This is a genomic window from Streptomyces sp. NPDC051976, assembly GCF_040680795.1.
Lineage (GTDB): Bacteria > Actinomycetota > Actinomycetes > Streptomycetales > Streptomycetaceae > Actinacidiphila.
Window position 1 is genome coordinate 1 of the sequence record NZ_JBFAXL010000094.1, and the last position, 23,163, is coordinate 23,163.

Annotated in this window: 16 protein-coding genes and 2 pseudogenes; 5 read left to right on the top strand and 13 right to left on the bottom strand. The window is 66.9% G+C overall.

What is annotated here, in order from left to right; all coding sequences use genetic code 11:
- Positions 1-156: 156 nt before the first annotated feature.
- Complete coding sequence (locus tag AB0M29_RS42450; RefSeq protein ID WP_365392516.1) at positions 157-297, top strand: hypothetical protein; 141 nt, start codon at positions 157-159, stop codon at positions 295-297.
- Positions 298-496: 199 nt separating this feature from the next.
- Here AB0M29_RS42450 and AB0M29_RS42455 read toward each other — a convergent pair whose 3' ends face one another.
- The 8 genes from AB0M29_RS42455 to AB0M29_RS42490 all read right to left on the bottom strand — a co-directional run bounded on the left by AB0M29_RS42455 (position 497) and on the right by AB0M29_RS42490 (position 11,121).
- Positions 497-1,480 (bottom strand): NAD(P)H-quinone oxidoreductase, encoded by a 984-nt coding sequence (locus AB0M29_RS42455; protein WP_365392488.1) that lies wholly within the window; start codon positions 1,478-1,480, stop codon positions 497-499.
- A 6-nt stretch (positions 1,481-1,486) separates the two neighbouring features.
- A complete protein-coding gene (locus AB0M29_RS42460; RefSeq protein WP_365392490.1) occupies positions 1,487-2,296 on the bottom strand; it encodes an enoyl-CoA hydratase-related protein in 810 nt (269 codons plus the stop codon).
- A 158-nt stretch (positions 2,297-2,454) separates the two neighbouring features.
- The gene (locus AB0M29_RS42465; protein ID WP_365392492.1) at positions 2,455-3,972 is read right to left on the bottom strand and encodes an AMP-binding protein; all 1,518 of its coding nucleotides are present in this window, start codon (positions 3,970-3,972) and stop codon (positions 2,455-2,457) included.
- Positions 3,973-4,173: 201 nt separating this feature from the next.
- Positions 4,174-4,755 (bottom strand): QsdR family transcriptional regulator, encoded by a 582-nt coding sequence (locus AB0M29_RS42470; protein ID WP_365392494.1) that lies wholly within the window; start codon positions 4,753-4,755, stop codon positions 4,174-4,176.
- 17 nt (positions 4,756-4,772) lie between these two features.
- Positions 4,773-6,296 (bottom strand): carboxylesterase family protein, encoded by a 1,524-nt coding sequence (locus AB0M29_RS42475; RefSeq protein WP_365392496.1) that lies wholly within the window; start codon positions 6,294-6,296, stop codon positions 4,773-4,775.
- Between the two features lie 68 nt (positions 6,297-6,364).
- Entirely contained in the window at positions 6,365-7,084 is a 720-nt protein-coding gene (locus tag AB0M29_RS42480) for an ATP-binding cassette domain-containing protein (RefSeq protein WP_365392498.1), read from the bottom strand.
- The gene (locus AB0M29_RS42485) at positions 7,081-9,894 is read right to left on the bottom strand and encodes a branched-chain amino acid ABC transporter permease/ATP-binding protein (RefSeq protein WP_365392500.1); all 2,814 of its coding nucleotides are present in this window, start codon (positions 9,892-9,894) and stop codon (positions 7,081-7,083) included. The genes AB0M29_RS42480 and AB0M29_RS42485 overlap by 4 nt, the downstream gene beginning before the upstream one ends.
- A gap of 9 nt (positions 9,895-9,903) precedes the next feature.
- Positions 9,904-11,121 (bottom strand): ABC transporter substrate-binding protein, encoded by a 1,218-nt coding sequence (locus AB0M29_RS42490; RefSeq protein ID WP_365392502.1) that lies wholly within the window; start codon positions 11,119-11,121, stop codon positions 9,904-9,906.
- 554 nt (positions 11,122-11,675) lie between these two features.
- Here AB0M29_RS42490 and AB0M29_RS42495 point away from each other — a divergent pair.
- Positions 11,676-11,765: pseudogene (locus AB0M29_RS42495) on the top strand (ABC transporter permease); the annotation flags it as partial.
- A gap of 402 nt (positions 11,766-12,167) precedes the next feature.
- Positions 12,168-12,692 (top strand): ATP-binding protein, encoded by a 525-nt coding sequence (locus AB0M29_RS42500; protein ID WP_365392504.1) that lies wholly within the window; start codon positions 12,168-12,170, stop codon positions 12,690-12,692.
- 423 nt (positions 12,693-13,115) lie between these two features.
- On the opposite strand, the gene AB0M29_RS42505 is transcribed toward AB0M29_RS42500, so the two are convergent.
- A complete protein-coding gene (locus AB0M29_RS42505; RefSeq protein WP_365392506.1) occupies positions 13,116-14,360 on the bottom strand; it encodes an ABC transporter substrate-binding protein in 1,245 nt (414 codons plus the stop codon).
- Between the two features lie 160 nt (positions 14,361-14,520).
- Positions 14,521-15,231, bottom strand: a complete 711-nt coding sequence (locus AB0M29_RS42510; RefSeq protein WP_365392508.1) for a hypothetical protein — start codon at positions 15,229-15,231, stop codon at positions 14,521-14,523.
- Between the two features lie 528 nt (positions 15,232-15,759).
- On the opposite strand from AB0M29_RS42510, the gene AB0M29_RS42515 reads away from it, so the two are divergent.
- Positions 15,760-18,750, top strand: coding sequence for a discoidin domain-containing protein (locus AB0M29_RS42515; RefSeq protein ID WP_365392510.1), 2,991 nt, complete (start codon positions 15,760-15,762; stop codon positions 18,748-18,750).
- Here AB0M29_RS42515 and AB0M29_RS42520 read toward each other — a convergent pair.
- Positions 18,686-19,189 carry a hypothetical protein gene (locus AB0M29_RS42520; RefSeq protein ID WP_365392518.1) on the bottom strand — a complete coding sequence of 168 codons (504 nt, stop codon included), beginning with the start codon at positions 19,187-19,189 and terminating at the stop codon, positions 18,686-18,688. The two genes, AB0M29_RS42515 and AB0M29_RS42520, sit on opposite strands and share 65 nt — an antisense overlap.
- Between AB0M29_RS42520 and AB0M29_RS42525 the strand changes: the two are divergent.
- A pseudogene (locus AB0M29_RS42525) lies at positions 19,083-19,510 on the top strand (integrase core domain-containing protein); the annotation flags it as partial. The gene AB0M29_RS42520 and the pseudogene AB0M29_RS42525 overlap by 107 nt on opposite strands.
- A gap of 50 nt (positions 19,511-19,560) precedes the next feature.
- Here the strand turns inward: AB0M29_RS42525 and AB0M29_RS42530 are convergent.
- Positions 19,561-20,913, bottom strand: a complete 1,353-nt coding sequence (locus tag AB0M29_RS42530; RefSeq protein ID WP_365392512.1) for an IS4 family transposase — start codon at positions 20,911-20,913, stop codon at positions 19,561-19,563.
- Between the two features lie 117 nt (positions 20,914-21,030).
- On the bottom strand, positions 21,031-22,860 hold the full coding sequence (locus AB0M29_RS42535; RefSeq protein WP_365392514.1) for an acyl-CoA dehydrogenase: 1,830 nt from the start codon (positions 22,858-22,860) through the stop codon (positions 21,031-21,033).
- Between the last annotated feature and the right edge of the window lie 303 nt (positions 22,861-23,163).

Consider the following 23,163-nt stretch of genomic DNA (forward strand, 5'->3'; position numbering starts at 1 on the left):
ACACCTTCGACCGACTTCGAACCTATCTCACGCCTCTCACCTGCACAGATCCGCTGCCCACCTGCCCTGCATGCCCACCAACTGTCGAACTCGGGTGTCAGATCGCGGCGGTGAGTGCGAGGATTCGCAGCATGACGCGGGCGATGACTCCGCCCGGTGTGCGCCCTCGGTGCTGGTCTCGTCGCTGGGCCACTGCGGCTCCTCGACGGCGACTTCCCCGACCGCGACTTCATGATGGGCATCGCGGAGCACAATCTCCAGGAGGCGCTCGCCTTCCTGCCCTCAGACAACCGCTGAACCCCTTGGAATAGATCATCTAGCTGGAGGACCTCCTGACGCGGTGGTCGGTTGTCCACGTCCTGGCCGTCGAGCATGCGGTGCACCCACGGAAGGTCGTGGGTGCACCGCAGTTCCACTCGTGTGCTGGGCCCGCGACCAAGGCGATCTCCGGATGCGGAAAGCCGGAACGAGCGGAGGCTGTACGTCGACGGGCGGATCAGTCCATGAGGAGAACGACCTTGCCCAAGTGCGTCGACTCCTCGACGGTCTGGTGGGCCTTGGCGGCGTCCCCCAGCGGAAAGGTGCCGTGGATGACCGGTGTGACGGCGCCGCTCTCGATCAACGGCCACACGTGAGCCACAGTGCGGGCGACTACACTCTCCTTTTCTGCCAGCGAACGCGCACGCAGGGACGTCGCCACAACCGTTGCCCGCTTCGCCAGCAGCGTCCCCAGGTCGAGCTGCCCCATCGCCCCACCCTGCAGGCCAATCACCACCAGGCGGCCGCCCACCGCAAGGCTTCTGACGTTCTGGCTCAGGTAGCTGCCACCCATGATGTCGAGAACGACATCGGCTCGGAGCCCGAGGTGCTCGAGATGGTCGGAGAAGTCGCCGTCACGGTAATTGATCGTGACGTCGGCTCCGAGTCGAGCACATGCTTCGAGTTTCGCTTCGCTGCCGGCCGTGACCACGATCCGGGCCTCCGCGGCCTTGGCGATCTGGATGGCGAGGGTCCCTATCCCACTCGCACCGCCATGTATGAGCAGGGTTTCGCCCCTCTGGAGCCCGCCGGCCCAGAACACGTTCGACCAGACGGTGGCCGCGGCCTCCATCAGCCCGGCTGCCTCCGCCATGGTGAGCCGGTCGGGGACGCGAGCGACCAGCCCCTCGGGTGCGGCGACGTAGTCGGCGTACCCACCTCCCGGGAGCAAGGCACACACCCGGTCACCGGGCTCGAACGCACTCGCCCCCGGCCCACGTGCCACGACCTCGCCGGCACACTCCAGGCCGAGGACCTGGGTCACCCCCGCAGGTGGATCGTAGAAGCCCATTCGCTGGTAGACATCGGCACGGTTGACCCCTGCCGCGTGCACCTTGATGAGCACCTCGCCCGGTCCGGGCACCGGACGAGCGACCTCGACGACCTCGAGTACTTCCGGCCCACCGGGTTCTCGGGCGACAACCGCGCGTGTGAACTGCATCGCGCTCTACCTCCGCCCCAGGCCGGCGAATCGCGGCGATCGGCCCTCGAGGTAGCTCTGCACACCTTCACGGAGGTCCGGGCCGACGAACGACTCGAGCAACAGCCGGTCCCCCTCGGCAACCGCCGACGTGAAGTCCCTGTGGAGCCCGGCCCATATCTGAGACTTCATGACACCTATGGAGTACGGCGAGCAGAAGGTCACCAACTCCGTGGCGTAGGCCACCGCCTCGTCGACCACGCTGTCGCCGTCGACCACGTGGTTGACAAGTCCGAGCGACAGAGCCTCTGCCCCGTCAACGATCCGTGACGTCATCCGGAGGTCGAGCGCCTTGCTCACGCCGATCAGGCGCGGCAGCAACCAGGCGATGCCGTACTCGGCGATGAGTCCTCTCCGTGAGAACGCCGCCGTGATCTTGGCGTCCGGGGAGGCGAAACGGACGTCGCAGTACAGGGCCTCGACGAGCCCCAGGCCCGCGGCGGCACCGTTGATGGCGGCGATCATCGGCTTGCGCATCGTCAGCGGGAACGTGCGGGGACGCGGGCGGGGTGGCGGGAATCCGTCGTCGCACTCACTGACTCGCGCCAGGTCAGCCATGTCGGCACCGGAGCAGAAGCCCCGTCCCGCGCCGGTGATCACGATCGCGCGGACGTCGGGATCGGCGTCGGCTTCATCGAGAAGCGCGAAGCACAAGTCCTCAAGCTCGTCGTTCCAGGCATTCAGCCGGTCGGGGCGGTTGAACGTCAGGATCTGTACCTGGCCTCGTCTCTCGGACAGCACCAGTTCGCTACGCAGGCTCGCTGCGTGGTCAACCATGTCAGCCTCCTTCTTCATGTCAGTCGCTCTCGCGCTGCCTGGCAAGCGACGTCGCGCCGTCGTCGGCTGACGACGTCAGGAACCCTCGGGTTCCGCTCGTGTCACCGGCTGGGCTGTGTTCGGGCCTGCCTGTGGGTGCCGACCTGGACAGGGACGGGTCAGCGCCGGACTCTGCGGGCGGTGTCGCTGAGTTCGCCGCGGTCGATGGCGCGTTTGAGGATCTTGCCCGTCGGGCCCTTCGGTAGCTGGTCGACCACGCTGTAGAGGCGAGGCACCTTGTACGCGGCCAATCGCTCTTCAAGCCAGGGACGCAAGGTCTCGACATCGAGCTCCGCGTCGGCACGCAGGGCGACCACCGCGGCGACTTCCTCCCCCAGCCGTTCATCAGGTACGCCGACGACAGCCGCTTCCCTTACGGCTGGGTGCTCGTAGAGGACCTCCTCGATCTCGCGCGGGTAGACGTTGTAACCGCCCCGGATGACCAGGTCCTTCTTGCGGTCGACGATCCACAGGTAGCCGTCGGCGTCCATGCGGCCGAGATCACCGGTCAGCAACCAGTCGCCTCGCATGGTCGACGCCGTGGCGTCCGGCCGGTTCCAATATCCCCGCATCACCGTGGGCCCGCTGACGGCGACCTCTCCGACCTCGCCGGTTTCGACCGGTCGGCCGGACTCGTCGAACAGCGTGACGCGGACCCCTTGGAGCGCCTGCCCGGCGCTACCGTGTTTGAGCGGTCGCCCTGGCGCGCACGAGGTACCGGCCGCCGTGGTTTCGCTCAGGCCGTAGCCGTCGAGGATCGTCGCGCCGAAACAGTCCTCGAACTCGCGGGCGACCTCCGCAGGAAGAGACGCACCGCCCGATCGCACGAACTTCAGGTCGGGAAGGTCCCGTGACTTCGCGTCGGTCACAGCGTGGAGCATCTCGATCCACATCGTCGGCACACCCGACAAGATGGTGATGCGGTGCGCTGCTGTCTGCTGCAACAACCCGAGCCCTGAGAACGGACGGAGAAGGGAGAGCGAGCATCCTGCCTGGAATGCCGTGGCGAGCACGGCGATCTGCCCGAAGACGTGGAACAGGGGCAGGGCCGTACCGAGACGTTCGGCGGCGTCGAGCGCGAAGGTGTCGCAAAAGCTCCTCGCCGAAGCCGTGATGTTTCCGTGTGTGAGGATGGCGCCTTTCGGTCTCCCTGTCGTTCCCGACGTGTACAGGAGTACGGCGGGCTCGTCGTCCTCCCGCCTGAGGGCGGGGGCAGGTGTCGCCACCAGCGATCTTCCCTCGAAGTCCTCCGGACCCACGCGCCAGCAGTCAATGCCCGCGCCAGCAGCCGCGGCCTGTGCCGCGTCACTCGTCTCATGCCACGCGACGACGAGCGAGCACCCGGCGTCCTCGACGAAGTACGAGAGCTCGGGCTGAGGGCACAAAGGGTTCACCGTGACGGCGACCGCGCCGTGCGCGAGGATGCCGTAGTAGGCGAAGACGAACTCCGGTGTGGTCGGCAGAACCAGGAGGACTCGGTCCCCTGGCGCGATGCCCGCGGAGCGAAGGCGGTCACCGAACCCAGCGCTGCGGCAGCGCACGTCTTCATACGTCCACGATCGCTCCGCGTCCCGGACGGCGAGTGCGACCGGCCGCTCGTCGGCGTGAACCCACAGTTCGTGTGCTGCGTTGGACACTTCGTCCTCCTCGGCGAGGGATGAGGGCACTCTCGGTGTCGGTGGGACGTCATTCGGCCGACGAGCCGGTGACGTGCAAGAACAGGAGTGATCGCCTCGACGTGCGAAAGTGCGCGTGGTCAGGCGGCGCACCCGTCGCTGCCGACGACGGCGACGAGTGCGCTGCCGGGCTTCCCCGGCAGTGACCGAACCGATGGGTGACTAGTCGCGTAGCAGTGCCGCTACCGCCATGCCGGCCTTCGTCCAGTCCGGGTCATTCCCTGCGATCAGGTCCGAGAAGACGAATGATTCGATAATGCGTACGATCAGATACGCGAGGTCCGGAAGAGGGAGCGGCGCGGCTCCCTCACCGTCGGCATACTCTTCCTCGAGCAACTGCTCGAAGACGGTCACCACGTGCTGTTGGAGGGGACTCGCCTTCGACGTCAGCAGCCGCAGCGCCCGCTCCGGATCGCTTTCCAACCACTTTCTGAAGTAGTCGGCTTCGATGGAGGCACGCGCGTACCTCTCGGCGACATCCGCGATCCTCTTGCCGCCAGCACCTTTGGCGGAGGCGATGATCCGCTTGAGTGTGGGGACTGTGATCGAGACGATGGCGCTCACGACGAACTGGTCGCGATTTCCCACCCACCGGAACAGAGTCGTGCGGTCGACCCCCAACTCGGCGGCGATGCCTTGCATGTCGATGCGCTCGCCGGCCATGAACTTGGCACGCGCGAGGCCTACGGCCTTCCAAGAGCCGGGGTGGTCGGCCTTCTCGGCGCTCGATGCTTTAGGACTCACCGCCATACCTTAACCCTTCAGCAGACACCGTCCCATGCCTCCCGCTCGGCACCCGCCGGGTCGCGCTCTTCATTCAAACCCTTGGCGATGACACCCACGTACCGCATGTTGGGCTGGTACTGGCGCCAACCCGGATCGCCGTCCCGGATGAATCGAACCCATGTGCCATGCACGGCGTCGGCCACATCATGCGAAGGCGAATCGCCGATCAGCGGGTGGGTGGGCTCCTGATGGATCGTGTCGAACACATACGGAAGCTCGGAGGCATGAGCCGCACCGAATCCGTGGTTCGAGCGATTTTCCGGGTGATCGAACCGGTAAACCCACGTTCTGGCGTCCGCGTTCCTCGCCTCGGCCACTCGGATGGCCGGCATGGCGAACATCCAGTCGCCGAAGACGGCCGCGAGGACGTCGCCTGCGGAAGCTCCTGAGCGGTTGCGACGATACAGGTCGAGGCCGCTCGCCGTGAGTCCGTAGCCCTGAGCGGCGGCCTCCAGCGCAGCGTCATCTATCAGGTCGATCGCCCCGGAGGCCACGAGGAAGAAGCGCGCTTCCTCCCGGTTCCATCCGGTCAACAGCCGGACCGAGGAGTTGACACCTGACCGAAGAGCAGCGAGCGGATGCCTCGTCAGCACCTCCCCATCGATGCTCGGGGCGAAGGGAGTCAAGGTGAGCGCGAGCGAGCCCCATCGACCCGGGTCAGGGGTTCCCTGGACTTCATCCACCAGATCGCGCACGGCGGCGGAGAGTACCGAGGGCTTGACGAGCCTCAGTGCAGCGCGGTCAGGCTCCAGGTCCAGTCGCTTCGCAAGACGGCGGCCGACAGTTCTTCCCAGCTCGTCGGTCAGGGTGTGAAGAGCGCCGCCGCTTTGTGCGATGGCCTGAGAGAAGAGTCCTTGGCTCTGCTCCATGGCGAGCAGAGTGGTCACACTCATCGCTCCGGCGGACTCCCCGGCGACCGTGACCCTGGCCGGGTCACCGCCGAACGCGGCAATGTTCTCCTGAACCCACGTCAGGGCCGCGAGCTGGTCCAGGAGCCCGAGGTTGGCATGACCGTCGCCGAGGTGGAGGAAGCCCTCTGCCCCGAGCCGGTAGTTGATCGTGACGCACACGATGCCGTCGCGCGCGAATGCCGATCCGTCGTACTGCTCGACCGAACCCGACCCAGCCAGGAAGGCGCCGCCGTGGATGAACACGAGGACCGGCAGCCCGCCGGCAGACGGGTCAGGGGTCCAGATGTTGAGGTTCAAGCAGTCCTCGCCGGGGATGTCCACTTCCGGCAGGAGGTCTCGAAACTGGGGGGCGTACGGCTCCTTCGGAGCCGTCGGACCGTACTCGATCGCGGGCCTCACTCCCGCCCACGGCTGGACCGGTCGCGGTGGGCGCATCCGGTTGTCGCCGAACGGCGCGGCCGCGAAAGACACCCCCAGGAAACGCGCGACACCGCCGTCCCTCAATCCTTCTACGACACCCGAACGCACGGCTGCTCGCACCCGCTGTCCGTTCGCAGTTGATTCCGCCACTTGATCCTCCTGCAACATTCGCTAACTTTGTTGCATCTAGTTTGCGTGTCATTATATGCCCTGTCAATAGGACATCTACTTAGGATTCATGCCAAATTTCCTGACTCGCCCAAATATGAGCTCTCGACGACGTGGAGCTGAGAGCTGACGTCTTCCGCGCAGCCCTCCAGCGCGACCTCTCCGTGGCGCAGAACGATTGCCCGATCGGACGCGGCAAGTGCGACACGTGCGTGCTGTTCGACGAGCAACACGCCCGTCCCGTCTTGATCAGCCATGCGACGTACGGCCGCCAGCAACTCGCTCACTACCTGCGGGGCCAAGCCAAGACTCATCTCGTCGAGCAGCAACAGGCGAGGCCTCCGTACCAGCGCGGCCGCAAGCGCCACCATTTGCTGCTCACCTCCGGAGAGCAGCGCCACCTTGCGGCGCCACAAGGGCCTGAGCGCGGGGAGGAGATCCATCACCTCATCCGTCTCCCTCACACGAGAGCGCTGAGCCAGACGTAGCGTGTCCGCGACACTCAACTGCCCGAAAAGCCCGCGGTCCTCCGGGACGAAGACCATGCCCCGTTGGGCAAGAAGGTGCGTCGACTGTCGCTCACTCGGAAATCCGAGCACCCTCACCGCACCTCGGCTAGGACGGATGACGCCGGCGAAGGTCAGCAGACTTGTGGTCTTTCCCGCTCCGTTCGGCCCGAGCAGAGCCACGACCTCACCCTCGGCCACGGAGAAGCTGATGTCCCGGAGAACCTCAACGCCTCGATAGCCCGCGTGGAGACCTTCCACGTTCAGTACCTGCGCGCTCACCGCTCACCTCCCGCGGACGGGTGCGGCCCCGCCTCGAACGAGGGCACTGGGTCGGGAGCCGACTCCGAACCTAGGTACGCGGCGACAACAGCCGGCGACTGTCGGACCTCAGCGGGCGCGCCCGAAGCGATCACCCTGCCGAACTGCAGCACGATCACGCGGTCACAGGTGCCGAAAACGAGATCCATATCGTGGTCGATCAGCAGGATCCCCAACCCGTCGTCCGCAAGGGCTCGCAGGTGGCTGCCCAATCGCAGGCTTTCGGCGGAGTCCAGACCGGCGGCGGGCTCGTCAAGTAGGACGACAGTCGGTCGCGACACCAGCGATCTCGCGACACCGAGTAGTTTCTGCTGCCCCAGCGACAAAGACGACGGCTCCGCCCCGAGCCGATCGCCCATGTCGAGCCTATCCAGCACCCCGGCGGACAGGAGCATCGGACGACGCCGTCCGAAAACATCCTCCAGCAGCGTGCGCAGTGGGTGGCCTGGAAGCCTCGCCACGTCCATGTTCTCGGCGACGGTCAGGTCGGCGAAGAGATCCGGGTTCTGCCAGGTGCGAACGAGTCCGCTCCGGGCGATGCGATGCGGCGCCGAACGGCTGACGACGTGACCGTCGATGGTCACTTCTCCGGAGCACGGCGTGAAGCCGAGTACGCCGTCGATCAGGCTGGTCTTCCCCGCACCGTTCGGTCCAATGAGGCCGACGATCTCTCCCGGGGCAACCTCAATGTCCACATCGGTGACGGCGTGCACTCCTCCGTACCTCACCGTGACCCCGCGAACCTTGAAGCCCGCACCAGGGCCTGTCCGCTGCACGTCGGACGGAGTCGCTATGCCGTCATCTGGCTCTGTCGTTGCTACGGTTTGATGGCTCTTCTCCCGACGAGGGGGCAACAGGCGGGACACGGTCCCCGCGATCCCGTCCGGATACGAAATCGCGGTGGCTACCAGCGCACACCCGGACACGAGCAGGTACCACGATCCGGGATCGTCGAACCAAGCCGTCAGCAACACATAAACGACGCCACCTGGAACCATCAGGGCGCCGACCAGAGCGCCGTAAATGCTCGTGATCCCGCCAAGATAGGCGAACGCCAGCAGGGGCAGCCCGACCGAGAGCACGTCGAACGAAGAACTCGAGAACTGGCCGAGACCGTAAGTCATCAATACGCCAGCCGACGCCGCCAGCGCCGACGACAGGGCGAAGACCACGGCCTTCGTCTCGACGACACCCACGCCGATCGAGGCCGCCGCGCGTTCGTTCGAGCGGATGGCGAGGAGCCGTACGCCAGTGCGCCCGCCCATCACTCGGGCGACAAGGAACATCGCGCCGATCAGCACGCCGCAGCAGAGGATCACCCATTGTGCGCGCGCGACATTAGAGCCTGCCCTGACACTCATGTCAACGCCGAAGAGAGACGGTGCGGGCACGTTGCCCAAGTCGGCCGGGCTCAGGCTGGGGTTGGCGAAAAGCGCGGACTGTACCGCCACTGCAAGCGACAGAGTGACGACGGTCAGCTGAATCCCCACGACCCGGAGCGCTGGCAGCGCGGTGAGGGTGCCCAGCATGGTGGCGAGGAGAATCGCCGCTCCGGCGGCGACGGGGAACGGAAGCCCCCCGTCGATTGCGAGCCGCGCGACAAGCAAACCCGCCGTTCCGGCGATGGCGAGCTGCGCCACCGAGATCTGCCCGGCATACCCCGTCAACACCACGACGGAAAGGGTGAGGAGCGCTGCGATCAACGACTGGGCGAAGGCGAAGCGGTAACTGCCGTTGAAGAACATCAGACACAGGCCCGTGGCGACGATGACGGCGAGCACTGGTCCGCGTACCGACCGTGGTCGATTCACCGCTGGCAACCGACCAGCGATTGCGGCCGCGCGCCCGGTCACCGAGCCGCGGCCGACCACGAGCACGGCAAGGATCAACAGCAGCGGAAGAAGATCCTCCGCCCCGATCTGGAGCCAGGTGGGAAACCACGCCTCGGTCTTGAGGAATGTGACGATCGACTGCAGAACACCGAGCGCCCCACCCGCGATGGCCACGACGATCACGGAGCGGAACCGGGCAAGGAGTGACGCCGCGAGTGCCGGGACGATGTACAGCGTCATGGTGACCGGATTCAGCGGCGTGAGTGAAGCGACCATCACCCCAACGAAGCCTGCAATCAGGCCGGACAGCGTCCACGCACGAATCGCCAACCTGGTCGGCGAGTAGCCCATCAACGTGATCGCCCGCGCGTTCTCGGCATAAGCCGCCATCGCGATTCCGACCCGCGTGAAGCGAAGGTACGCCCAGACAGCCACCGTGATGGCGACGAACAGCGCGAGTGCTTCGAACCGGTTGGTCGGAACGGCCTGCCCCGCCAACCGAATCGTTCCGGTGGTGAAGAACGAGGGCACGATGGTTTGATTCGTACCGAACTGGAGGGCGACGATCGACTCGATCACGGTGGTGATCCCGATGGATGCCACGACACTTGCGAGTTGCGGAGCGTTTCTCAGCGGTCTGAAGACGAGGACGTAGGCAAGCAGCGACACAAGAACCGACGACAGGACTCCGGCCACTATTGCCACCAGCGGGCTGGCAGGTCCCCCGGTCGCGATCGCGAACGGGATCCCCACAACTGGCAGATGGACAGTGCCCGTGTCGCGCATGGCGGCGTACACGTATGCACCCCACACAGCAACAGCGCCCTGAGCGAGATTGACGACCCCCGTGCCCCGATGAGTCGCCACTACGGCAATGCCAAGGCCTCCATAGGCAACGCCTGCGGAAAGGCCGAGGACGGCGAACAAGACCCATTCCACGGACGGGACTCAGTTCTTGTAGTAGGAAGCGACGTCGGTGAATTCGCCGGACACCAGTTGCCGCTTACCAGAAACGACCTTGTAGGCGAGGAGTCCGGGAGCGCACACCGCTGTGGCATAGGGCCACTGCTTGCCGTCGCACGAGATGGTCTGTCCCATGTAGCTCTGGACCCCGTGAATGGACCTCAGAGACTTCTTCAGGGATTCCGGCTTGATCTCGCCCTTTATGGCCTTCAAGGCCGTCGCCAGATCCATCATCCCGGAGAACGTCATCTGCGAGAACGGGGTGACGTTCTTCGCCGACTGGCCCTTCATGGCTTCCTGGTAGTCGGCGACCTGACGAGCCGTCGCCGGCGGAAGCCCCTTGGTGTCGTCGGGCAGATACATGTCCGTGTCGGTGAGAACGCCCTCCGCCGCCGACGGGTCGGCGGCGATGAACTGGCTGCAGGAGCCGGCGAAGATCGTCCCCCTGTAGCCGAGGGCGCGCCCGGCCTGGACCAAGCCGGTGCAGTCGGCCTCGGAGGCGACGATGAGTACGGCATCGGGCTTGCTCGACACCGCGGACGCGAAGACAGCGTTGTAGTTGGGCGACATCGCCGGGTAGAAGACCTTCTTCAGGTCGATCCCGAGCTTCTTGGTGACCGGATCCAGATTGGCGTCGGCGAGTGTTCGCGTCGTAGGCGTGTCGACATTGAGGAAGGCGATGTGCTTGGCGCCGTACTTCTTCGCGAGCGTCACCAGCGGCAGCCCATAGTAGGCACCAGACGCCGCGCCGAAGAAGAAGGCGTCAGCGCTGTTCGTCTGGACCACGCCGAACTGGGCGTGCCCGATGAGGGGGATGTCGGCGCCTATCAGTATCTGTAGAGCGTTGTCCGAATTCAGGTCGATCCCCTGAACCACGGCCACGACGTGCTCGCTCACGAACTGGTTGGCGCACTTGACCGATGCCGCCGGGGTGCCGTCGGTGTCGCAGGTGACCAAATCGATCGGCCGCCCGTTGATGCCGCCCTCCGCGTTGACGTGGTGCGCGCCGGCGATCCCACCGGCCGCGAAATCCGGGAAGGCCAGGGCGCCGGAGCCCTGGTTTAGAAAGCCGACCTTGATCGGCTCCCCCTTCGCCTTGGAGGGAGCGCTCGATACTGAATCGTTCCCGACGCTCGAGCACCCTGAAAGAGCAACCAGGGTCGCGGCCGCGGCAGCGGCGCAAAGTCTCTTGCTGATGTTCATTCCACGGACCTCACTCTGGGCCGCACTGGACGCGGCAACGCTGATGAGTCGCCGTCGTCTCCGACAGCGGGTACCCCGCCCGCCGCGCCCACAAGAGCCTCCAGCTCGTCGGCGCAACGTTTCGCAGTAATGTTGCATCGAAGTTTCGCGGTGTCAAGGACGCAGAGTCACCTCACCGGAGGCTCGGAGTGGAAAGAGACCGCGACTCGTGATGAGTGAAGCCCGCACCGTTGACCGCGGCGCCGCAACCCCAACTCGCCCCCATGTGCGCCTCGTTGGCCATGAATCCGCGCACGCACGAGCTACCGCGCGAGCACGAAGGGCACTCACGCACGCCGACGCCGGGGCGGCACAGTCCAGCCGCAGCCGCCGCGGTTCGAAAGCACCCGCCGCCCCTTTGCGCACCGTGGCACCCTCACGCCGAGTACCAGCCCCCCATCAAACCTTGGGGACGGCGAAACCCCTCCCGCCACAGGGCCCCGGATCCACAGAGGACCTCTCATGGGCACGCCGGACGAGCACCTGGGCGAATGCAGGCCGCACGCACCCCACCGTTCATGCCCGCCGTGCTGCTCCCGCGGCTGCTGCTGCGCGGCCTGTTCGCGCCGCGCGGCGACATGCAGCCGGTGCTGACCGACGTGTCCACGGCAAGGCTCGATGATGCGACACCGACGCCGACGCCGAGTTCCGCGAAGAAGGGCGTCCATCTGGGCGCTTCGGCAGGATTCAATGCGGTTCTTGACAGCACACACCATAGGTGCAACATTAGAAGCAAATGTTGTATCGCTCGACCCGGGTACTAGCGAGTGCCAGGTCGTACGGCATACACCACTTCGGACGCGGCGGGCGCCTAGTCAGGCCTTACCACTGGCAAGGCGGTCCACCTCAAACGAGCTTGCACGCATCGCAGCCGTCCCACACACGAGCGGCGCGGCGCCCCTAGCTCTCCCACGGCGTGCCACCAGAAGACGCACTCCGGACAAGGTTCCTACATGAAGGTCGGGCCCACTCGTCCACTCCTGTTCCCCAGATTGAGAAGCGCTGCCATGACCCCCACACTTGTGAACGTCGAACGGGATGACTCTCTCCGGGTCCCGCTCCCCCGCAGCCTCGACACAGCAAGAGGCCGACCGGCGTATTCCTCGCTCGACGCGTCCGCGCCGTGGTCTGGGACCTCCTTCGCCCTGCACGCCGCTATCACGGTGTCGGCTGAGACGCAGTGGGTTCGCACGGTCAGGCGTTTCACCTCAGCCGTGCTGTCCCGATGGGCGGTGGTGGGCGATGACCTGGACACCTCGCTCCTCATCGTCAGCGAACTCGCAGGAAATTCGGCCCAGCACGGTCGTGCCGACCTCGCAGTACTGCTGTCCCTCAAGGACCACACCCTCTCCATCACGGTCGTGGACAGTGGTGAGGCCACCGAGCACGCACCTGAGCCGACGTCGTCGGCCGGCTATGAGCACGGCCGCGGACTGGACATCGTTGCCGCCCTCGCCGACCGCTGCGAGACACTTCCAAAGTCATCCGGATGGCAAACCCGAGCCTGCGTTCGCGTCGCCACCGTGCGGTGAGGTCGGCGTGCGCCGCGGGCGATGCGCGGCATCGGGCTCGCGCGCAATCTGCAGCTCCGCCTCAAGCTCAGCGGGTAGATGAGTCCCGCCAGCATGGCGGCCATCGTCGACGAACTACGGCGCTGCTCGGGCAGCCGATGGGCAGAGGTAGCGGTCATGGCCCGCACGCGGCACGGTCGCGAAGCCCCATCAGTGCAGCCCGAAGCAACCGTGATGTTGCGCCAGCAGACCCCCGTGCGGGCCCCCGGCCGCCGGAGTACAACGGACAGCAACTCGGCGTTAATCCGGTGATGAGGGCCTGATCGATGCTCACCCCGTCGAGCAGTCGCGACCCACGCACCCGAGCGGCGGCCAGGACCAGTGTCACCGCCCAGGTCTTCTCGGCGTGGGCGCGCGAATGGTGAGGCCCTTGTCCCGCCGCAATCAGCGTTGAGTTCGCGCGCGGTGCCCGTCGGCTCTCGTGGACAACGCCAATTCGACGAACCCGTCTGACACGAGCTTGCGCTTACCGTGCTCGACCTCGTAGATCAGCAGCCCCGGAGCACATACTGAGACGGCGTTCGGCCACTGCTTCCCATCGCACGTGACAGTCTGTCCGGTGAAGCTCGTGACCTGCCTGATTGAAGCCAGGGATTTCTTGACCGAGTCCGCGGTGATATCGCCCTTGATGCCCCGCATCGCGGCGGCCAGGTCCATCATTCCCGAGAACGTCATCTGGGAGAACGCGTTCACGTTCCGGGCTGGCTCTGCCTTCATGGCCTCCCGATAGATGGCGACCTGCTCAGCGGCCTTGCGGGGAAGACTATCGGCGTCGTCCGGCAGGAACACGTCGGAGTCAGTGAGAATGCCCTCCGCTGACAGCGGGTCGGCGGTGATGAACTGGCCGCAGGAGCCAGCGAAGATCGTCCCCTTGTAGCCGAGCGCGCGCCCGGCCTGGACCAAGCCGGTGCAGTCCGCTTCGGAGGCGACGATGAGAACCGCGTCCGGTTTGCTGGTCAACGCGGACGCGAAGACGGCGTTGTAGTTCGGCCCGCGCGGCGGGTAGAAGACCTTCTCCAGGTCGATCCCAAGCTCTGTCGCAACAGGATCGAGGTTGGCGTCGGCGATAGCACGGGTAGCCGTCGAGTCGATGTTGAGGAAGGCGATCCGTCGGGCGTCGTACTTCTGGGCGAGGGTCGCGAGCGGGACACCGTAGTAGGCGCCGAGGGCAGCTCCGAAGAAGAAGGTGTCCGGGCTGTTGGTCTGGTCGATCCCGAACTGTGCGTGCCCGATGAGAGGAATACCGGCGTAGGTCAGCATCGGCAGCGTGCTGTCGGAACTGAGATCGATGCCCTCGACGACGGCAGCTACGTGGTCACCCACGAACTGGTCGGCGCACCTCACCGACGCAGCCAGTGAGCCGTCGGTGCTGCAGGTGACCAGCTCGATCACGTGTCCATTGATGCCGCCGGTGGCGTTGATCTTCTTGACTGCGGCGACCCCGCCAGCAGCGAAGTCCGGGAATGCCAGCGGGCCGGAGCCCTGGTTAAGGAAACCCAACTTGATCGGACTACCAGTCGCCGCCGACCGGATGCCCGATGTCGGATCGCTGCTGGGACTGGAGCACGCAGGCAGCGCGGCCACGACGATCAGGATTCCTGTGAGACAGAGATTCTTGCCGTTCTTCATGGGTCAAGACCTCGCTTGGGACCGCGTTCGACGCGGTGAGGGTGGACTAGACGGCGTTGCCGTCGGCGGTGACAAGGGCAACTTGCCCCGCGAGACAGCCCGAGATGATGCAACATTTTGGAGTTATGTTGCAGAGTCTCGGAGTTGCAGCGCCCCACTGTCAAGGCCGGGTTCGCGGCGCGGAGGCCGGCCGCCCAGCGCACACGGTGGCGTAGCCGCCTGCCGTGAGAGGGCGGCCCGCACCTCTGCGGATCCGGTGCGGAGCTTCTCGCCGATGATGTAGCCGCCGCCTCCACGCATCAGCGCCCTGCGGTTGGCGGCGGAGGTGAAGCCACGGTCGGCGACCCAGACGACCTTCGACAGCGTTCCACTCGCGCAGGCCGTCGCGGACCTGGCTGATCAGGAGGGCCTGATCGCAGGTGTTGCCGGGCCAGGACCACACCCGCACCGGGATGCCGTCGCGAGTGACGGCCATGCCGATGACGATCTGCGGGAGGTCGTCGCGGGAGTCCTTGGACTTGCCGTGCGAGCGAAACCCGTCGCGGCGCGCGGCCTGTTCGGCCGGCGCATCGTCGGGCAGGCGCTCGCCGCGTCCGTCGCGGGCGACGGGATCGTCGCCCCCCACGGTCTCGAAGTACGCGCTGGTGGTGTCGAAGAACAGCGGATCCACTTCGAGGTTGAGCAAGTCGGTGGCCTGGAAGTACGCCACCTTGGCCAGGGCGGGTTCGACGGTCAGCAGATAGGCGATGGCCATGGACCGGCCGATGCACCACGACTCGGCGCTCGCGGGCACCTCGTCCAGCAGAACGAAGCGGTTGAGTCCCAGACTCTCGCAGTAGGGCACGAGAGGCCAGAAAGCCCAGGGCAGCACGGGAAAAGGCAGGGGAGGACCGTACGGGAAAGTGCCCGAGAGGTCCGGGGCGTACGGGAAGCCGGAGGAGCACGAGCGGCCCCGCGGCTGCGGGGGCCGCTTTTCCGGAGAATGGGAGAGCGCTCTCCCCGTCGCTGGAAGAATATTCCGGGGTTGCGGTCGGCTGCGTCAAGACGCCTGCGCGGAATTGATGGCCGGAGCGGCGGGGCCCCCGCGTTCGCACCCGTATCCGCGAGGGCCGACCGACACCCGCCGGCCGCCCGCGCTCCACCGACCGGGACGCCGCTCTCGCAGTGCCCCCACCTGCGCGATCACGGGCAAGAGCGGGCGGCTTGAGGGTGGAAGCGTGTGGATCGGCTCAGCGGCACCGCTCCAACGGGGCCACCCTCCGCGAGGTCAACTCGCCGGCACTCGTGGCGCCAAATCTCTTGACACAGAGTTGCCCTCGGGCCCACGATCACGCAGCAAAACGCGAGAGCGCTCTCCCTGACCGCCCGTCCATGCCCCCCTCTTCCGTCAGGAGAGTCGATGGGAACCCCGATTTCCCGTGCCGCCGCGCTGGTCGTGGCCGCACTGACCTTTCTTCTCTATGCCGTGGTCGGCGGTACAGGCACCGCCAGGGCCGCCGACAGCCTGCTGTCGCAGGGCAAACCGGCCACCTCCTCCTCGAGCGAGGGGGCGGGCTATGTGGCCGCCGACGCCGTCGACGGGGACACGGGCACGCGCTGGGCGAGTGCCTGGAGCGACCCGCAGTGGCTCCAGGTCGACCTCGGCTCCTCCGCGCAGATCGACAAGGTCGTGCTGCAGTGGGAGACCGCCTCCGCGAAGGCGTACAAGATCCAGGTCTCGGACGACGCCCAGACCTGGACCGACGTCCACAGTACGGCAAGCGGCCCGGGCGGCACCGAGACCCTCACGGTCAGCGGCACCGGCCGCTACGTACGGATGTACGGCACCCAGCGGGCCACTGGCTACGGCTACTCCCTGTGGGAGTTCCAGGTCTACGGCACCGCCGGTTCCGGCTCTCCGACCCCGACCCCCACCCTGACCGGCAACTGGTCCCCCGTGTGGAGCGACGACTTCGCCGGCGCCGCGGGCTCGACCCCCTCCAGCGGCAACTGGAACGTGCAGAGCGGCGCCAACAGCCGCGGCGGGAGCGTCGAGACCGACACCGCCAACGCCGCCAACCTGCACCTGGACGGCAGCAACCACCTCGACCTGACCGCCGTGAAGGACGGCTCCGGCAACTGGACCTCCGCCCGGGTGCAGACCGTCCGCAGCGACTTCGCCGCGCCGGCCGGCGGGCAGCTCATGATCTCGGCCTCGATCAACCAGCCCGCCCCCGCCAACGGGCTCGGCTACTGGCCCTCCTTCAAGGCCGTCGGCGCCGCCTTCCGTACCGATCCGTCCTCGTGGCCCGCCGCCGGCGAGACCGACATCCTCGAGGACGTCAACGGGCGCAGCCAGCTCTCGGCGACCCTGCACTGCGGCACCGCTCCGGCCAGCGGCGGCGGCCCGGCCGGCAACTGCAACGAGTACAACGGCATGACCAGCGGCCTCGCAAGTTGCGGAGGCTGCCAGACCGGCTACCACACGTACTCCGAGATCATCGATCGCAGCGTCTCGGACGAGCAGATCCGCTGGTACCTCGACGGGAAGCAGGTCTGGCAGGTCAACGAGTCCCAGGTCGGCCTGTCCACCTGGCGGGCGGCCGTCGACCACGGCTTCTACCTCGAACTGGGCCTGGCCATGGGCGGTTCGTACCCGAACGCGGTCTGCGGCTGCACCTCGCCCTCGGCCGACACCTCATCCGGCGGGACCATGAGCGTCGGCGCGGTGAGCGTCTCGCAGCTCACCGGTCCCACCCCGGCCCCGCTCACCGACCCGACCGCGCCGACCAACCCCAGCGTGGTCAAGGTGACCGGCGGTCAGGGCAACTGGCAGCTCCAGGTCGACGGCGCCCCGTACCAGATCAAGGGCGTCACCTACGGGCCGAGCAGTGACAGCGCGGCCGCGCGCATGCGCGACCTGAAGGCGCTGGGCGTCAACACCGTGCGCACCTGGGGCACCGACGCCAGTTCCAAGCCGCTGCTGGACTCGGCATCCGCCTTCGGGCTCAAGGTCGTCAACGGCTTCTGGCTCAACCAGGGCGCCGACTACGTGAATGACTCAACGTACAAGACCGACACCCTGAACAGCATTGTCAACTGGGTCAACACCTACAAGAACGACCCCTCGGTGCTGATGTGGGACGTCGGCAACGAGGTCATCCTCACCACCCAGGACCACTACTCCGGCAGCCAGATCGAGGCCGAGCGCGTCGCCTACGCGAAGTACGTGGACCAGGTGGCCCAGGCCATCCACGCCGCCGACCCGAACCACCCGGTCACCTCGACGGACGCGTACACCGGTGCCTGGAGCTACTACAAGCAGTACTCGCCGGACCTGGACCTGTACGCCGTCAACTCCTACGGCGCGGTGTGCAACGTCAAGGGCGACTGGACGAACGGCGCTTACACCAAGCCGTACATCGTCACCGAGTCCGGCGAGCCGGGCGAGTGGGAGGTGCCGAACGACTCCAACGGCGTGCCCGACCAGCCCGGCGACGTGGCCACGGCCACCGGCTACACCAATGCCTGGAAGTGCATCTCGGGCCACACCGGCGTCTCCTTCGGCGGGACGATGTTCAACTACGGCATCGAGAACGACTTCGGCGGGATCTGGTTCAACCTGATCCCCGAGGCCTGGAAGCGGCTGTCGTACTACGCGGTCGCCAAGGCCTACGGCGGGAGCGCGGCCGGCGGGAACCAGCCGCCGACGTTCAGCGCGGTGACGCTGAGCTCCACCGGAAGCGTCCCGGCCGGCGGCACCTTCACCCTCGGCGCCCCGGCCACCGACCCAGAGGGCGACCTGGTCCGCTACAACCTGATGTACTCCAGCAAGTACGTCGACGGCGGCACCGGGCTGTCCCAGGTGGCCTTCGACCAGACCGGCGACGGGCAGTTCACCCTCACCGCGCCGAAGACGCTCGGGGTGTGGAAGGTGTACGTCTACGCCTTCGACGGCCACGGCAACGTCGGTGTCGAGACGCGCTCGTTCAAGGTCGTCGCGCCCCCGGTGAACGGCACGAACGTGGCGCTGGGCAAGCCGACCACGGCCTCCTCGTACCAGGCCACCGGCAACGGCGCGCCCTTCCCGCCCGGCAACGCGACCGACGGCAACTGGTCCACGCGCTGGGCGAGCGACTGGAGCGATCCCCAGTGGATCCAGGTCGACCTCGGCCGGGCCACGGCGATCAAGCACGTGCAGCTCGGCTGGGAGTCCGCCTACGGCAAGGCGTACCAGGTCCAGGTCTCCGACGACGGAACCAACTGGACGACGGTACACAGCACTTCCAACGGCTCGGGCGGCGTCGACGACTTCGACGTCAGCGCGAGCGGCAGGTACGTGCGCCTCACCATGACCGCACGCGGCACGACGTACGGCTACTCGCTGTACGAGTTCGGCGTCTACGCCTGACGCCCGCAGCCGGCAGGCCGCCTTCGCGCCCCGCCCCCGTCACGGGCCGGGGCGCGCGTCGCCCCGAGACGGCGGTGCCGGTGAACGTCAGCGAGGCGGTGTCACCGTTGGTCTGCGTGCTGTGCGCGGCGTCCTCGTAGCCGCGGGTGCCGTTCGCCGTCCAGCCGCCGCCGGTGTAGGAGATCGCGGTGTCGTCGTTGGTGGTGGTGGTGGCGTGCACGTCGTTGTAGACGTCGCCCAGGGAACGGCCACTGGAGGAGCTCCAGGAGCCGGTGCAGGTGATGGCCAGGTCCGTGTCGTTGACCGGGGTGAGGTGACCGGGGGTGCCGCTGACCGAGGCTCTGGACGACGAGAAGGCCGTGACCGCAGCCGCGTTCTGGCATCGTTCCGTCGCGTTCTTCGCCGCCCACGACATCGCGCCGATCCGCCGCCTCCTCATCGACAACGGTTCCTGCTACCGCTCTCGCGCCTGGGCAGTGCCCTGGTCGTGACGGGAACGAAGCACAAGCGCACCAGGCCGTACACGCCGCGGACGAACGGGAAGGTGGCGAGGTTCAACGGGACGCTGGCCCGCGAGTGGGCCTACGCGCTCGCGGACTACTACAACCGCGAGCGCCCGCACTCCGCGCTCGGAGGCCAGCCACCCATCAGCCGGACCTCCGGCAGCGACTACCGCATCGTGTTCGACCAGCCACCGAAGCCGCTCGACACGATCCCGCAGCAGCTCACCTTCGAGGACGCCGTGGAACCAACGTCCTGAGACACCACACCTAGAAGCAACGCCGTTCAGTTAGGGCGGGCTGGGTGTTGTCAAGGGTTGGCTGTGAGCATGTTGATGCTGATGGTGGCTTTGTAGGTGGTGCGGTCGATGGCGGGTCCGCGTGCGTTGTATTTGGAGATCGCGCGTTTGACGATGCGGTCTTTGGTGCGGATCCGCCGTTGGTGCAGGAGGTGGGCCAGGACGTGACGGCCGATGGTGCCGACCAGGTCGATGTCGGTGCCGGTGATGACGCCGGCGGCCAGGACGAGCTGGTCTCGGGCGGCAGCGAGGGCGGTGGTGAAGCCGGCCCGGTCCGGGTCAGTGCCCGGGACGCTGTCGGTGGCATCGGTCATCGCGGTCCGCAGTGCCTGGTAAGCGGTCAGCAGGGCCCAGACTTCCTGCTCGACCCCGGCCGGGGTGCGGGCCCGCAGGACGCGTCCGCCCAGGATCGTGGATTTCAGCTCCGCGTAGGCCGTCTCGATCTCCCAGCGCTCGTGGTAGAGCCGGATGAGCTCACCGGCCGGGTGGGTTGCAGGGTCGGTGAGGGTGGTCAGCAGCCGGTAGTGGCCGGTGCGGGTGCCCGCGGCGGTGCGGATGGTGATCTCGGCGTCGATAACGCGAACGGTCAGCGCACCGATCCGGGCCAGTGCCGAGCCGTCGTGGCAGCGGGCCACCGCTGGCAAGTTCCGCCCGGACTTGCAGCGCACCAGCAGGTCGGCGCCAGTGGCGGCCAGCTGGTTCAGCAGTGCGGCAGCGGCGAAGTTCCGGTCACCCAGCAGCAGCATCCCGGCCCGCAGGTCCACCGCCAGGCGGCGGGCGTACTCCAGCTCACCGGTGACGGCGGGGCCGAAGGCGGCCCCGATCACCGACCGGGTCCCGCAGGCCACCAGCGCGGCCAGACGCAGCTGCGGGTAACCCGAGATCCCGTTGCCGAGCCGCTGCCGGGTGAACACCGCGAGGTTGGCCGCACAGTCCGGCACCGGCAGCAAGGTCCCATCGACCGCGACCACCGTCAAACCCCGCCACCGCCCGGCGGCCGCAGTCGTGGCCGCAGGCCCCCTCACCAGGTCGAACAGCGCTTTCAACGGTGCCGGACCCAACCTCTGGCGGGCTTGGCGCAGGGCACTGCCGCTGGGCCGTACCAGCGGCAGGCCCGCGAGTCCGGCGCACAACCGGTCGAAGACCTGCCGGTAGCCCAGTTCGTTGAACAACGCTCCGGCCAGCAGTAAGTACACCGTGACCCGCGCCGGCACCAGCCGGACCCTTCGCTGCACCGCCCCGGTCTCCGCCAGCACCTCGTCGACCATCTCGAACGGCACGATCCGGGTCAGCTCGCCGATATGCCCCGGCGCGAACACACCCGCCGCTACCCCGACCGTCCCTGTTATGGCAGCCTGTTCCAACAGCGGAGCTCCTGTAGTGAGGATGTCTTGGAGGACAGACCTCTTCTACAGCAGCTCCGCTACCTCGTTCACCAGCCTTGACCAACAGCCCCCACGCCTAACTGAACGGCGTTGCACCTAGAAGGCCGCCTCGTCCAGGTCCATCAGCGACAGGTCGGTCGCCTCGATGATCGTGCGGGTCGCGGCCAGGTGCGGCAGCACGTGGCCGGCGAACCACTTCGCCGCGGCGATCTTGCCGCGGTAGAAGTCCACGTCCTTGTCCGGCGCCCCGCCGGCCAGCCGCTCCTGGGCCAGGGCGGCCTGGCGCAGCAGCAGCCAGGAGACGATCAGGTCGCCTGCGGCGTACAGGAAGGTGGTGGTAGACAGCGCGGCCACGTGGATCTGCCGGGGTGCCTCCAATGCCTTCGCCGCCTGGGTGAACAGCGTGTTCAAGATCGCCTCGACTTCCGAGAGCGCCGTGACCAGCTGCAAGCGGGCCGCGGCCAACACTTCGCCGCCGGGCTCGGTAGCCAGGAACTTGTCGATCTCGTTCTTCACGTGGGTCAGCGCCTGACCCTGGTCCTTGACGACCTTCCGGAAGAAGAAATCGAGGCCCTGGATCGCCGTGGTGCCCTCGTACAGGGTGTCGATCTTGGCGTCCCGGATGTACTGCTCGATCGGATAGTCCTGCAGGAAGCCGGAACCGCCGAGAGTCTGCAGCGAGCGGGCCAGCTGCTCGTAGGACTTCTCCGAACCGTAGCCCTTCACGACCGGCAGGAGAAAGTCGTTCACGCGCTCGGCCAGCTCGTCCCGCTCGCCCCGGTTGCGCGCGGCCCAGGCCCGGTCCTGCCAGGACGCGGTGTAGAACACCAGCGCGCGCATGCCCTCGACATAGGCCTTCTGCTGCATCAGTTCGCGGCGCACGTCGGCGTGGTGCGTGATGGTGACGCGCGGGGCGGCCTTGTCGGCGGATTGGGCCAGGTCGGCGCCCTGCACGCGGTTCTTCGCGTACTCGAGCGCGTTGAGGTAGCCGGTGGACAGCGTGGCGATGGCCTTCGTGCCGACCATCATCCGGGCCATCTCGATGACCTGGAACATCTGCGCGATGCCGTCGTGCACCTCGCCGACCAGCCAGCCCTTGGCCGGGTGCTTCTCGCCGAAGGTCAGCTCGCAGGTGTTGGAGACCTTCAGGCCCATCTTGTGCTCGACGTTGGTGACGTATGCGCCGTTGCGCGCGCCGAGCTCGCCGCTGTCCCAGTCGAACTCGTACTTCGGCACGATGAACAGCGAAAGGCCCTTGGTGCCCGGACCGTGGCCCGCAGGACGGGCGAGCACGAGGTGGATGATGTTGTCGGACAGGTCGTGCTCGGCCGAGGTGATGAAGCGCTTGACGCCGGTGATGTGCCAGCTGCCGTCCTCCTGCCGGGCCGCCTTGGTCCGGCCGGCGCCCACGTCGGAGCCGGCGTCCGGCTCGGTGAGCACCATCGTGGCGCCCCAGCCGTTCTCCACCATCCGCTGCGCGACCTTGCGCTGCTCCTCAGTGCCATTCGCGGAGAGGATCCGGGCGAACTGCGCCGTGCCACCGTACATCCAGATCGCCGGGTTGGAACCGAGCACCAACTCGCCTATCGCCCAGATCAACGAGGTCGGAGCGGCCGTGCCGCCCATGGCTTCGGGCAAGCCGAGGCGCCAGAACTCGGTGTCCATGTACGCCTTGTAGGAGCGCTTGAACGACTCGGGCAGCGGCGCGGTGCCGGTGACCGGGTCGAAGACCGGGGGGTTGCGGTCCGACTCGGAGAAGGACTCGGCCAGCTCGTTCACCGCCAGCCGCTCCATCTGCGCCAGCACGTCGCGCGCGGTCTCCACGTCTACCTCGGGGTAGTCCGCGGAACCGAACGTCTCCGAGCCGCCGAACACGTCGAAGATGTTGAACTCGATGTCCTGCAGGTTCGCCTTGTAGTGCCCCATGAACTGGTCCTTTGCGTTGAAGGTTGTGCAGGCCGGATCCGGTGCCCGGCGCCGCTTGAGGAGGGTTGACGGCATGTCACTGCTGCGCGGCCCGGATGCTTCTCCGCGGCCGCGTCTGCCTAGACAAGGCTGGCCTGCTTGGCTGCCGGAGGGCTTGGTAGCAGTTCGTCGTAGGTGTGCTCGTCGACGGCGAACCCCGGTCCCGCTTAGCCTTGATCCACCGATTCGATGTCTGTGGATAACTCTTCTTGGAACGAGAAAGTGCCTTGTGACCTGCGATGATGGGAGTTCTTCAGGCTTCCA